Below are 13916 nucleotides of genomic sequence, written 5' to 3'. Positions count from 1 at the left end.
CTCTTCCCACCCAATCATTATCCTATGATTTCACAGACAGAGTTTTCAGGTAAGCCAGCGCATCATCCACCGTGCTTACAGGCACAAGTTTCATCTTAGTTCCGATCTGCTCAGCCTTGGCTGCTGCTTCCTTATAGTTATCCTTCGGCACGAAGAAGATCTCCGCTTCTTTCCGGTCAGCGGCTACAATCTTGTGCACTACACCACCGATCGCACCCACCACACCGTCCTTGGTAATGGTACCAGTACCCGCAATTCGATGACCCTTGGTCAGATCTCCAGGTGTTAACTGGTTATAGATCTCCAACGTAAACATCAATCCGGCAGACGGACCACCAACCTGGGTATCGGTGAAAGAGATCTGTTTGTCCGGATCTTCCGCTTTCACCTTCTGAACCGCACCAATCATTACACCGAGTCCCGGGCGGGTTTCACCCGTTTTACTGTCTTTGACCTGAATCAGTTTCACGTCCCGGCTAATGGTCTCTCCACCACGTTCCAGTTGCATTTCGACCGAGTCTCCAACCTTTTTATCTTTTAACTGGGCAGAAAGCACCGTATTATCCGGCGTAGCTGTTCCGTTCACTCCCAGAATAATATCTCCCGGAGCAATGTCTCCTTCCGGTTTCGGATCTTCGGACAGTCCAAATACAAAGATATGTTCAGGTACAATAGAGTAAGCCACGCCAGCCTGCTCATATGCAGCCTCCATTGCGGAGGATTGTGAGTCACTCATGAACCACACCTGTTCGGCAGAGTATTCCGCTTCGCTTTTGCCGCGCAGTCGATCTTCCTTTTTATCCACTTGAGCATTTTGATTGAACAGAGAGGTTCCTAGCAAAAACACATTGGCATACGTTGCCGACACAGTCGTCATCATAAATACACCGCGTTCATCCTGGTCCCCGCCCTTAACGGTTACCATTGGTTTTACTTCATCTGCACTGCCAGGCATGTAGATAATATATGGCGTTGGCATGTACACGGCAACATAGACAACCAGAGCCACCACGATCACAAAGATCGAAGCTCTGAATCCGCCAGATTTCCGAATCCGATTCATCGCATGAGCCTCCGTTCTTTGTATCTCTATATAAGCTGAACTCTACACTTATTAGCGCTCGCAATACCAGCTTTTGAATATTTTTATTCTCCGGTTTGGTTTCGCACTCTTTGTCATGCAGATACTCAGCTCAGTTTTTTAATATTTATTTCAAGTCTATCACTCTGGTACCTGTGCATACAATGGTACAGGCCGGATAGGCCGCTGTATACCATAGCCTGTCCGGTCAAGGCCGAACCGCCCTTCGGGCGTCATTCGGCCGTCCATAACGATTCAGATGCCAAATCGGCGTTATTTGATATGAGGTGAAACGATGACAATACAGAGCGAGGTTAGAGACTCTGGCCCGTTACGAACGATACTTCTAAGTACTGGCGCTTTAGCACTGGTCATTGCAGTAGTTGCTTCCCCCAAAGAAGCGTTTGATGCCTCTATTCAAGGTCTGGATATATGGTGGAAAATCATCTTCCCTGCCATGCTGCCCTTCCTGATGTTATCCCAAATGCTCAATGCGTTTGGCTTCACCCACGCGATCGGTGCCTTGCTCGGACCATTGATGCAACGCTGGTTCAGACTTCCAGGCAGTGCTGGACTCGCTATCGCTATTGGCATGTGCGGCGGATTCCCCGCAGGAGCAGATGCGGTATCCCGCTTATTTCAGGATAGACAAATTACCGCCAAGCAGGCGGTTGTCCTTGCAGCAGCAGCTCATTTTGCCAATCCGATGATGGTCATCCTGGTCGTTGGTGCTGCTTTTCTACACCAGCCTGCCGCCGGATATTTCCTCTTAGTGATTCACTGGATCAGCGGCTGGGTTGCTGCCATCCTTGCAGTGCGTCTCCTGCCTACACCGGGTAAGCATAAAGGTCCAGATGGCTCAGCAGCAGCACAGACAGAGAGCAACTCTATTGGTTCTCAGCCTGTCATTCCTGCAAGTTCCACAAGTCCCTCATCCATCCCCCCTCACCATACTACGTTGAAACGGCGCAATATATGGTCTGAGATGACGCTTGCAGCCAGGGAAGCTCATAGTCGTGATGGGAGAGGATTTGGCAAACTTCTGGGTGACACCGTATCCCAGGCTGTGCAAACTTTGATGATGACCGGAGGATACATGATCGGTTTTGCCGTATTTATCCGACTACTCTCCCTTTATCTGACTCCTGGTTCTTCTGCCGCGCTGTGGCCAGCCTTTTTGGAGCTTCATTTGGGCACCTACCATTTGAGCCAAACTTCACTTACACCTGCCCTGCTGATGTCCCTGCTTGCAGCTGTTTTGGGATGGGGTGGACTATGCTCCCATCTGCAAGTCTCTGCTGTCCTGAAAGCAACTGGACCCGACAGCAAATCCATGTTGTACTTTGCCGGAGTTCGTCTGACTCATGGGATCATCGCCTTTTTTATCAGTCTGTTCCTCTGGATGCCGTTCAGTCGATATAGCACACAAGCCTGGACCACATTACAGACGAATGCAGACCAGGACCTGTCGACACCAATCAGTTGGCTATTCATACATAATCCAGGCAACACATACACAAATAACGCCATATGGAGCGCTTTCCCTGTTGCATGCATGGGTCTAGCGTTACTTCTTGCAATCATGATTAGTCTATCGGGTCTTACCTTCTGGTTTAACCGCCGGTTTTCTCGCTGATTTTCTGACGGAGCGCAACTTCCACTTCAGGTGATACAAGATCTGTTACATCTCCATGATAATGAGCGATTTCTTTAACGATACTGGAACTTAAATAGGAATACTTTGGATTCGTCATCATAAATATCGTTTCCGCATCCGGATTCAACTTGCTGTTGGTCGATGCCAATTGCAACTCGTATTCAAAATCAGTTACCGAGCGGATACCGCGAACGATGACCTGAGCTTCCTTTTGCCGGACGTAATTGGCCGTCAGATCGCGGAAACTGTCTACCTCCACATTCGGTAGATGGCGGGTTACTTCTGTGATCAGTTCCTTGCGTTCCTCCACCGTAAACAGCGGATTTTTGCTCATATTGTTCAACACAGCCACAATGACGCGATCAAATTGCTTCGACGCTCTGGCGATAATGTCCAGATGCCCCATCGTTACGGGATCAAAACTCCCAGGATATACGGCGATCCGTTCCTGTCGATGTATCATTTCAGTCATGAGGAGCCTCCTCTTCCGGTGTAATGGATTCTCCATCTTCAACTGCTTCAGGCGCATAATAATAGATGGATACTGCCGTCTCCCCATACAAAGCCTTGCGCGTTTGTTCAAACGGGCCGAATTGCTCAGGGTAATCATGTTTGGATTCATATTCAAGCACGATGGTTGCTTCGGGTTCCAGAAGTTCCAGTTCGTGCATGGTCAACATCAACTCGTGCCCGTTCTTCATGCGATATGGCGGGTCGAGAAACACCAGATCGAACGTTGTGCCTCGCTTGGCGAGTGCCTTTAATGCACGACCTGCATCATTACGGTATACAGCCGCCTGGTCTTCCAGCTTGGTCGCCTTCAGATTCATGCGGATGACTTCAATACTTTTCGATTCCAAATCAACAAAAACAGCCTTGTCCATGCCGCGGCTTAGCGCCTCAATACCGAGACCTCCACTGCCTGCAAACAGATCCAATGCTGTGCCGCCCTCAAAATAAGGACCAACCATGCTAAATAACGCTTCCTTCACCTTGTCGGTGGTCGGTCGCGTGCCTGTGCCAGGAACAGCCTTTAGCGGCCTGCCTTTCGCACTCCCAGATACCACTCTCACTGACGAGTCACCTTTTCTCTATGTAAGTTTATTGATACGGCTATCGTACCACATTCGGGTTCGGTTTGAAAAATGTGCGGTCTTCATTTCTCTTGGAAAATTGTTGACGAATTGTTGACGCATATGTATAAAAAGGAAACAATCGGGCGATTCTATAATTATCGACATCACAAGTGTCGTAGACAACCGCGGAGAAGACTTACGTTTCCCCATAAGCTCTTCGTCCGGTTTCTCCTCTCCCATGAAAAAGAAGCTCTCGAAAGAGGGCTTCTTTTTGTTGTTTATGTTTTAATTAATTTTATTAGTTATACTTTTCTTCAAATTCACTTATTTCGGCTTCCTCTTCAGTCTGCAACCATCCAATCTCCCTAAGCCACATACCCATATCTGCGATAAATTCATTCACGTTTAGATGTTCAATCTTGTATTTCTGAAGCTTCTCACTCAAAAAAGCATAAAACTCATGGCTTAACGCATACCGTTGTTTGCTTTTGCTTAATGTCTTATACCGGTCCTCGCTGACCACCAGATCGAAATAGATGACATTCTCCTTCTTCACATGCCTGACCGTGGACCTTCTCTCGTATTCCTCAGGAAGGCATCTGAAAACAAAGAAGAGTTCAATATCAACTACTTGATATTTGCTTTCTGCTTGATCAAAAACAGACTGCAACTCATCCGAAAGATTGGCAACCTGCGTTAAACCTGAAGTGTCAGTTGATCGGCCCAGAATCATCACTAAACTCCTCCTTGTTCATTACCCCAACTCAGGAAGCTATACTAATTCATCTCTCGATGTTTCCGATTAGACCTTCGCAAATTGATCAATGGAATGATAAGTAAAACAACCGGTAAGAGAAGATTTATCGAACCATTCTTAATCATCATGAAGGTAATAAACAGCACGGCGAGCCAAGTCATAATCTCCGTCATTTCATATTTGGTTAACGTAAGCTTGAATGCTTTTCTCGAAATGAAACGAATCAAGAAATAAGCGATCAAGCTATAGAACAGAATCATTCCCAAAATTGCAACAGTGATTATGAGGTACATATCCATCATAAAAATCTCACCCGACCCTTATATCATTTCCTTAATTTTACCTTATAAGCAATAGGGTGTCATTGCAAATTCGGAACTAGCGCTTCTTCAAGACTGACAATTTACGCTTTACTTCTCTTCAACAACAATCGTTGCATTATAGATCACGACACGTTTCCCATTGAGATCGAATAATACTTTATTGCCGTATTCCGTATCTTGCACGTCAATTTTGCCATCATAGGTCTGAATCAATTCACCATTATTGCTGTACACTTTAACGACCCGCTCCAAGCCGCCCGAGTTATTGGATCTCATCGTTTTGAGGGCACGTTCACCCGAAGCCGTATTGAAATACCATATGAAACATCCAACAATGATGCCCAGAAAGACCAACACCGTCACCCATATACCTGTCTTTGCTTTTCTACTCATCTTGAACCCCCTCTTATGTTTCCTATCTTGTACATTACGTGGCCGGAGAGAGAACGGTTTCATACATCACATCTCAAGCCATTCCTGGACATAACAAAACAGAGACCTCCAACAAGCGAAGGCCTCTGTCCTTTATTGCAATTTTTTTTTATTTACAGTGCACGAATAACAAATTCAAATGTCAGTTCGCCGTCTGAAGGGATCAGATATTCAGGATGAACTGGAGCACCCCAGCTATCATCACCGCCGACACCCATTTGTTTACCTGCTACAGTTACGACCGTATAGTGCACAGGAGGCAATTCGTATGCATGTTGTGCGTTCTCCAGCTCAAATGCCGTATATGGTGAAACATTCAGCTCAACCGGAGTTCCGGATGCTTCAATTTTGAAGCCACGTCCCGCGTTGTCTGTCAATTTGGCCCAACGTACGCCAGTGCGGTTGCCCGATTCCTGTGGTACCAGATATGGAGCTACAGTATCAGCTACCTTGCTGCCGTGGATACCGAGACGTGCGCCAAATGCGCGGTCTGCATAGTTTTCTTCGGGTCCCATCGCGAGCCATTCCACGTTTTCGAAGTCAGGTGATGTTCTGAAGGACAATGCATGGATTGGCAGGTTTGGCAATCCGGCTGTACCTTTGTACGTATTATGCACACGCACGCTTCCATCTGCATGCACAGTATAGACCACTTTCACTTGTACATCCGCCGAAATGTTGAGCTTGTATGTGAACTCGATCCGGTATTGATTCGGTTTCTGTTCTGCTTTCCACTCTACAGAACGTGGCATCAGGCTCGCTGCATACCAGGCACCCAGTTCGAAGCCCATCGCCATGCCTTTGTCATTATCCGTCATTGCACGCCAGAAGAGCGGTGCAGGTGGTACGGCAATGGTCTCACGACCGGACAATTTCAGGGAAACCAGTGTACCAAACTGTTTGGAGAATAGCGCATGCGTCTTGCCAGCACGAACACCAATATTCACGTCACCTTCAATAACTTGTACATTACTCACAAGGTTCATATCCACTTCAACTGCATCATTTACCTGATCCTGTGTGAAAATAAACTGTCCAAATGCCACTTCTTCGCCTTTGTCAGCCCACAGTGTAGCAGCTTTCAACACAAGTGCAGTGTTCACAGCATACTCGCCGCCAACCAAAGATGCCGGATCCAAAGGAAGTTTCACAACCGTCTCGCTTTGCGCCTCCACGTTGACTTCCAGTGTTCCACGCAGCACTTCATGTCCCTCGCGCTCCAGGCTGTATACCAGTTCCAGCTCAGATGTATCTGCGAACAGATTACCGTTCACGATTTTAACGCCATCACGGTCCGGGAACAGCTTGATGTTTTGATACAGGAATTTGACCTCCTGCATTTTCGCAGTTACTTTACGGTCAGCATGAACGATACCGTTGCCACAGAACGAATAGTCTGATGGACGATCACCGAAATCTCCGCCATAAGCGAGGAACTCTTTGCCGTAACGGTCTTTTTTGTAAATGGATTGGTCGATGTAATCCCAAATGAATCCACCTTGATACATTGGGTATTTGTCTTCCAACTCCGTATATTTGTGCATACCACCAATAGAGTTACCCATGGCGTGCATGTACTCACAGCTAATATAAGGCTTGGTCGGATTCGCATTCAGGAATTCCTCAATGTCAGCCGGTTTGGCATACATGCGAGTCTCCATATCACTTGTCTCATCGAAACGGCGATCATGGAATACACCTTCATAATGCACCAGACGTGTTGGATCAGCCGATTTGAAGTATTGGGATACTTTGTAGATGACTTCACCACCATGTGATTCGTTACCACATGACCAGATCAGAATGGACGGATGATTTTTGTCCCGTTCTACCATGGATACAGCGCGGTCCATAACGATATCATGCCATTCCGGTTTGTCACCTGGAATAACCCAAGAAGGCTCAACGGCACCAAGCTTCTGCCAAGATCCGTGTGTCTCCAAATTCATCTCGTCAATAACATAGAGTCCATATTCATCACACAGCTCATACCAGAGGCTTTGATTTGGATAGTGTGACGTACGTACAGCATTCATATTATTCTGTTTGATGGTACGAACATCCCACAGCATGTCTTCCTTCGTAACTGCACGTCCACGACGCGGGTTGAACTCATGGCGATTCACACCTTTGAATACGATACGTTTACCGTTGATGTGCATCACTTTGTCAATCATTTCAAATGTACGGAAACCAACGGCTTGAGGAACAACCTCAACCAGTGCACCCGCAGCATCATATACACGAATATAGAGATGATACAAGTATGGAATCTCTGCGCTCCACAGGTTCACTGTACCAATGTCTTCACGAAGACTTACTTGTCCATCATTAACTTTGGATTCAAACGTATTAACGGTATTGCCTTCACGATCACGAAGTTCAGCCTCTACACGTGCTCCAGCAACGGCTTTTCCTTCCAGTTTCAAGTCTAGCTGCAATGTACCGTTCGTATAGGACTTGTCCAGATCTGTGCGAACATGAACATCACGTACGTGTGCAGTTGGGACGGTGTACAGATACACATCTCTGAAAATGCCGGAGAAACGCCAGAAATCCTGATCTTCCAGCCAGCTGCCCGTGCTACGTTGATACACCTCAACCGCGAGTTTGTTCTCTCCATCCTGAAGGAATGGCGTCAGGTCAAAGTCAGACGGCGTGAAGCTGTCCTCTCCATATCCTACGAATTGTCCGTTAAGCCATACATAGAATGCAGACTCTACACCTTGGAAAGAAATATATACCGGATTCGACTCCCAACCTGTCGGCAAGTGGAATGTGCGAATGTAACTACCTACGGGATTTTTGTCCTGTGGCAATGCCGGCGGACGAATTTCATTCAAGCCATCCCAAGGATATTGTGTATTTACATATTGAATCTGTCCGTATCCTTGCAGCTGGATATGCCCCGGAACTTCAATATCATCCCAGCCTTCACTGGAGAAATCGGATGTATAGAAAAACTCAGAACGGCTGTCTGGACGAATTGCATAGTTGAATTTCCACGTACCATTCAGATCATAACGCATAGACATCGCGCCTGAACCTACAGCCTCATCCATTGTTTGGTAATAACGGTGATCGGAATAGGCATGAAGACGGTTCACCTCAAATACACTTACGTCTCCCAACCAGTTGATATCTGCCTTTGTTGCTTTCATCGGCTCTCTCTCCCTTTAAAACGTTATAGTTTGACTTATTCAAGGTTTCATCTGGATTTCCTTTTTGCTTTACATAGACAAAAAAGACAGAGGTACGCCATAACTGGCGTCCTCTCTTCTTTCCTGCACCCGTCATTCGCACGGATTATGCTGTTTTCATTACTTCACGGAACCTACCATACCTGCAACAAAATGTTTCTGCATGATGAAGAATACGATTGCTGTAGGTAGTGTTGCAATAACGATCGCTGTCATGATTACTCCGTAATCCGGAGAATAACCAGCACCAAGATTCGAGATCAACAATGGAATCGTTTGTTGGTCAGGTGTTTGCAATACAATGAGTGGCCACAGATAGTTGTTCCAGCTACTCATGAATGTAATGATTGCTGCCGCTGCATATGTTGTTTTCATGGTTGGCATATAGATCTTCAAGAAGATGCCGAGTTCACTCAAACCATCAATACGTCCAGCTTCCAGCAAGTCTTTCGGGAACATTTTGGTGTTCTGACGGAAGAAGAAGATCAGGAACGCTGTTGCGATGGTTGGCAGGATAACCGCTGCCATCGTGTTGATTCCGATAACTGGTGCTACTCCCGAGATGGTTGCGAACATACGATACAGTGGTACCATGATCGCTGCAAACGGGATCATCATGGATAACAACAGGATATTAAACACGATATCACGGGACTTCGTGCGATATACCTCGAAGCCATAACCTGCCATGGAACCAATAAACAGCGCCAAGACAGTGGAGATTACAGAGATAATCGCCGAGTTTCCGAGAGCCTGTACCAGATTCGTCGATTCAATCAATTTGTTGAAGTTATCAAGGAAGGCTGAACCCGGCAGCAATCTGCCCTTCGTTACATCAACTGATGCATTTGTTGCACTGACCAGCATCCAGAAAAATGGGAAAATGGATACAAAGGCGACGATGGATAAGAACACATACGTGAAAATCCGTTTTGCTTTAGCTTTAGCCATTTTTATTATCACCTGCCACTTTAAACTGGATAATGGACAATACAATAATCAAGATTACGATGGAATACGACACTGTTGCTGCATAACCGAAGTCCGGTGAATATTTGAACGAAAGGTTGTAGATGTATTGTGAAATCGACATGGTCGCATTACCTGGACCACCTTTGGTAATATTCATGATCTCATCGAAGATTTGCAATGTACCAATCGTTGATGTGATCGACGTGAAGAGGATAATCGGTTTCAGCAAAGGTACTGTGATTTTGAAGAATTGTGTAAAAGCATTCGCTCCGTCAATTCTTGCAGCTTCATAGATCGATTGATCGATGTTTTGCAGGGATGACAGATAGAAAATCATGTTATATCCGGTCCAACGCCAAGTAACGGCGATTATGATCGTAATTTTAGCCCAGAACGGGTCTGTGATCCATTGAATTGGATCGCCAATAATGTGCAAGCCCATCAGGAATTGATTCACCATTCCATCTGGTGCGAACAAATATTTGAATACAACAGAGTACGCTACCAATGAAGTTACACAAGGCAAGAAAATCGCTGTACGGAAGAAGCTCCGGAAGCGTAGTGTGCTGTCATTCAGCAATACGGAAATAAACAAACCAAGAATAATCATTACAGGCACTTGAATAATCAAGTAGATAAATGTATTCGATAATGCTGTACGGAACGTTGTATCAACTAACAATCTTTTGTAGTTAGAAAGGCCCGTAAATTCAAGATTGGCTCCTACACCAGACTTGAACGATAAGAGCAGCGCTTGAACCATCGGGTAGAAGTAAAATGCAACAATCCCGACAACAGCCAGCAAAACAAAAGCCCATCCAGTCAAATTATTTTTCTTTTGGAGACTGTCTCCTGTATTCATGGCTTTCACAGTATGGCTCCTCTCTCTCCATGGAACATGGGTAGAACCCACGGAGCCTCTCGCCATATCCGGTTCGACTTGCGCCGGACATGGGAGACGGCTCCGATGTTTCCTAGGGTTCTATAAGTTACCTTGGGTATCTTAGTTTAATTGTGCTTCAGCTTGTTTTTGTGCATCAGCCAGAACGTCATCGATTGATTTACCGTTCAGGAATGCTTGCATTTCTACAACCAGAATATCTTCAATGGCATATGTGTTGATACCATAGTTTACGCTTGGAATTTCTTTTGTCCAATTCGCAAAGTCTGTGAAGATTTTTTGTCCGCCGAAGTACTCGTCTGCTTTCGCATAAGCTTCGCCATCAACTGCTGGTTTGTACGTACCAATTGCGCCGATGTTGTTCAACAGATCTTGATACAATTGTTTGTCAGAACCAAATGTTTTTGCTACAAAATCAGCTGCTTGATCTGCACCAGGAACGTTGTTCATCACATACCAAGAGCTACCACCCAAATTGGATGCGTGAACAGAGTTTGATTGACCAGCCATTTTCGGAATTGGAGCCACAGCCCATTTACCGGATTGGGAAGCTTCTTGACGTACAGATGGTGAGAACCAGTTACCTGTAGGAATTGTTGCTACGCTACCGTTATTGGCGTTGGCAACGAATTGACTCCAGTCAGAGTGCAATTTAACAATGTTGGCATCCATCATCGCTTTGTATGTGATGAAAGCTTCTTTCAGTGCAGCGTTAGTAGCAATGTCAGGTGTTTTACCATCTTCTGCGGAATACCATTTACCTGCAGTTTGGATCATCATACGAATCAAACCAAGGTCATTCGGGTCAAGAGAAAGAAGCTCTTTACCTGTTTTAGCTTTTACGTCTTTACCAATTTGGATGTAGTCATCCCAAGTGATGTCTTGCAAGTCAGCAGCTTTGTAGCCTGCTTCTTCGAGCAAGTCAGTTCTGTAGTACAAGCCAGCAACGCCGGAGTCAAATGGTACTCCGTATTGTTTGCCATCAAACGCTGTTGGTCCGAGTTTGTAATCTGCAAAATCGGAAGCCGTGATACTGGAAGACAGATCTTTGAACGCATCAGGATATGCATTCAGGAAGCTTTGTGAGCGATAGTCTTCAATCAGAACTACGTTTGGAAGACCGCTGGCAGTTCCGGAGTTAAGACCTGTGTTCAGTTTCTGAATGATATCAGCTTGAGCGTATTCAATGATGTTAATTTTTACATCAGGATTTGCTTTTTGGTATGCTTCTTTTGCTGTTTCCATTGCAGCAACGTTAAAAGCTTTGTCCCAAGCCCAGACCGTAATTTCATTTGTTTTTTCGTCACCACCACTAGCGGAATTACCTCCACCACCGGATGAACATGCAGACAACAGCAATACTGTAACGAGCATCAATACCCACATTTTTTTCAAAACATTCAACTCCCCTTCAACCTCTTTGTGTGTAATTTGTTTGCGTTTTCTGAAAGCGGTTGCTTTCGATGTATTCATCTTATCATTCCCATATCTCCATTCGTTAGTAATAATTTTGTACGGATTTGTCATCTTATTGCCACAATGAAAACCTTTACAGAAACCGTTTGCATTAAATTTGGTTTTTTGTAATTTCTTTTGATTTTGTAATTTCTTGATCTTGAAATAGTACAAATATGTATTTCGCTTTACCTCTGACACGTGAAAATCCCCCGCCTCTGTATAAATACAGAAGCGAGGGATCGCATTTTCGGGTGTATTTAGTTGGATTAGATTTCAACTCAACTCGTGATTAAAGGCAGTGTAACGGTCACTCTCGTTCCTTCACCGACATTGCTCATAATGGTGACACCGTAAGGTGAACCATATAATAGCTCAATGCGATCATGCACATTACGAATGCCGATACCGCTGAACAGTTGTCGATTGTTCTTTGGATTGGGCAACGTTTCTCCCATCACAAGCCCTTCAATTCCATCACCATTGTCCATAATCTCACAGATGAGGGATTCTCCCGCTCTGGAAACCATGACATGAATCGTACCCGTTTCTTTTTTGATAAATCCATGGAAAAAAGCATTCTCGATAAACGGCTGAATCACCAGCTTCGGTACATGGTAGTGAGTACAATCCGGAGCGACGTAGAAGGCTGCTTTAATCCGACCACCATATCTGACGTGATTAATGAAGACATAATTTTTCAAATTCTCGACTTCTTGTTCCACTGTAACAGTCTGACTCACATCACTGATCGTATTTTGCAGCAATCCAATTAATGCGTTAATCGTCTCTGCTGCCCTGTCCTTGTTACCTTGTTGTACCAGAACTTTGACAGAGGCAAGGGTATTGTACAAGAAGTGAGGATTAATCTGACTCTGTAATGCCGCAAGTTCTGCGTTACGTTGTTCACGTTGGGTCTGTACTAGCTGATCCACATAATCATGCAGTTCATCAAGCATGTAATTGTAAGCATGGCCCAGCTGCCTGCTCTCGTAACTTCCGCTGACCGGAATATAGTTGTCCAGGTCACTTTTCGTAATGTTGGACATCTGCTTCACAAGCCTGCGCAGTGACTTGGTAATCTGGCTGGTGATGAGAAACACGAGGATGAGTGCTCCCACGACAATAGCTGCACAGATCAGGGCAACCGTCTTCATGTCGATGAGTTGACCCATCGCCAGATCCTTATCCACTACATTGACAATGTAAAACCGATAGAACGGTAAATACTCGGATAGAACAACGCTATCCTGATCCATCACACGGGCATTGATACTTCTCGGAGAGTTTTTGTTCATTTCTCGGGCATACGATAACAAATCCAGCTGGGTTGTCCCGATCCAGTCTTCACGATTCGAAGATACAATCTCACCTTTTTCGTTCATAATGACTACGTCATTGCCTCGACTTGTAAAGCTGGCATAGAACTGCCGGAATGCATCCTCCCTCATAGTGACATAGAGCGTACCATATATTCGGCTGCGAGTTCGATCTGTCAACGCCTTCGTGGCAGAAACCATCTGCTGACTTCCGACAGTTTCATCGTTTTGGTAATCATCAAAGATAAGACGACTTGGCGTCTCAGCGGCTTCCATCGTGATCGGCTCCTGTTTCAATTCATCCACTGACATCTGAAGGTGGGCACGATTGGTGGAGTAGCTGCGTCCATTAATCCCGATAATCGTTATCCCTACTTCGTAGGATTCTGTTATGGATTGAATCCGGTCCATCGTTTCCCTCATATTATAGAAGGATTTCGCCATGGTGAGGGAGTCGGCATCCCCTTCGGACAGGAATCCTCGAATCGCTCCACTCTGCGTCACATTGTTGGATACGGCAGCAATAGCTTCATTAAATGATTCAAAATTCGTCTTGATCTGGTTAAGCACCTTAGAGTTCGTGATACTAAACGTCTCGGTAAACAGATTGGTGGACATGTGAATGGTCGTCCATAAGATGAGTACAGAGACGAGAACGATACTGACGACCATAACCAGAAACAACTTGGGAAATAATCCGAGACGAGATAATTGGTTCATCCATTTCTTCATGATCTTATCCT

11 protein-coding genes are annotated in these 13916 nt (G+C 45.4%); 1 reads left to right on the top strand and 10 read right to left on the bottom strand.

Annotated elements, in window-relative coordinates:
* Positions 1-22: 22 nt before the first annotated feature.
* Positions 23-1063, bottom strand: coding sequence for a SepM family pheromone-processing serine protease (locus MHI06_RS10945; protein WP_169478519.1), 1041 nt, complete (start codon positions 1061-1063; stop codon positions 23-25).
* 313 nt (positions 1064-1376) lie between these two features.
* Between MHI06_RS10945 and MHI06_RS10940 the strand changes: the two genes are divergently transcribed.
* Positions 1377-2717 carry a nucleoside recognition domain-containing protein gene (locus tag MHI06_RS10940; RefSeq protein WP_340401479.1) on the top strand — a complete coding sequence of 447 codons (1341 nt, stop codon included), beginning with the start codon at positions 1377-1379 and terminating at the stop codon, positions 2715-2717.
* On the opposite strand, the gene coaD is transcribed toward MHI06_RS10940, so the two are convergent.
* The 9 genes from coaD to MHI06_RS10895 form a co-directional block, all read right to left on the bottom strand.
* Positions 2695-3201, bottom strand: coding sequence for a pantetheine-phosphate adenylyltransferase (gene coaD / locus MHI06_RS10935; RefSeq protein ID WP_169479115.1), 507 nt, complete (start codon positions 3199-3201; stop codon positions 2695-2697). The two genes, MHI06_RS10940 and coaD, sit on opposite strands and share 23 nt — an antisense overlap.
* A gap of 1 nt (position 3202) precedes the next feature.
* Positions 3203-3811 carry a 16S rRNA (guanine(966)-N(2))-methyltransferase RsmD gene (rsmD, locus tag MHI06_RS10930; protein ID WP_036609474.1) on the bottom strand — a complete coding sequence of 203 codons (609 nt, stop codon included), beginning with the start codon at positions 3809-3811 and terminating at the stop codon, positions 3203-3205.
* A gap of 301 nt (positions 3812-4112) precedes the next feature.
* Complete coding sequence (locus MHI06_RS10925) at positions 4113-4547, bottom strand: hypothetical protein (RefSeq protein WP_340401478.1); 435 nt, start codon at positions 4545-4547, stop codon at positions 4113-4115.
* Positions 4548-4981: 434 nt separating this feature from the next.
* The gene (locus tag MHI06_RS10920; RefSeq protein WP_340401477.1) at positions 4982-5287 is read right to left on the bottom strand and encodes a hypothetical protein; all 306 of its coding nucleotides are present in this window, start codon (positions 5285-5287) and stop codon (positions 4982-4984) included.
* Between the two features lie 152 nt (positions 5288-5439).
* A complete protein-coding gene (locus MHI06_RS10915) occupies positions 5440-8487 on the bottom strand; it encodes a glycoside hydrolase family 2 TIM barrel-domain containing protein (RefSeq protein WP_340401476.1) in 3048 nt (1015 codons plus the stop codon).
* Positions 8488-8646: 159 nt separating this feature from the next.
* Positions 8647-9477 (bottom strand): carbohydrate ABC transporter permease, encoded by an 831-nt coding sequence (locus MHI06_RS10910; protein WP_340401475.1) that lies wholly within the window; start codon positions 9475-9477, stop codon positions 8647-8649.
* The gene (locus tag MHI06_RS10905; RefSeq protein ID WP_340402093.1) at positions 9470-10360 is read right to left on the bottom strand and encodes a sugar ABC transporter permease; all 891 of its coding nucleotides are present in this window, start codon (positions 10358-10360) and stop codon (positions 9470-9472) included. The genes MHI06_RS10910 and MHI06_RS10905 overlap by 8 nt, the downstream gene beginning before the upstream one ends.
* A gap of 141 nt (positions 10361-10501) precedes the next feature.
* A complete protein-coding gene (locus MHI06_RS10900) occupies positions 10502-11785 on the bottom strand; it encodes an extracellular solute-binding protein (protein WP_340402092.1) in 1284 nt (427 codons plus the stop codon).
* Between the two features lie 350 nt (positions 11786-12135).
* Positions 12136-13905 (bottom strand): sensor histidine kinase, encoded by a 1770-nt coding sequence (locus MHI06_RS10895; protein WP_340401474.1) that lies wholly within the window; start codon positions 13903-13905, stop codon positions 12136-12138.
* Positions 13906-13916: the final 11 nt, after the last annotated feature.

The sequence above is a fragment of the Paenibacillus sp. FSL H8-0079 genome, assembly GCF_037991315.1.
GTDB lineage: Bacteria > Bacillota > Bacilli > Paenibacillales > Paenibacillaceae > Paenibacillus.
The sequence above is the reverse complement of the archived record's forward strand: the minus strand, read 5'-3'. Positions and strand labels throughout refer to the sequence as shown.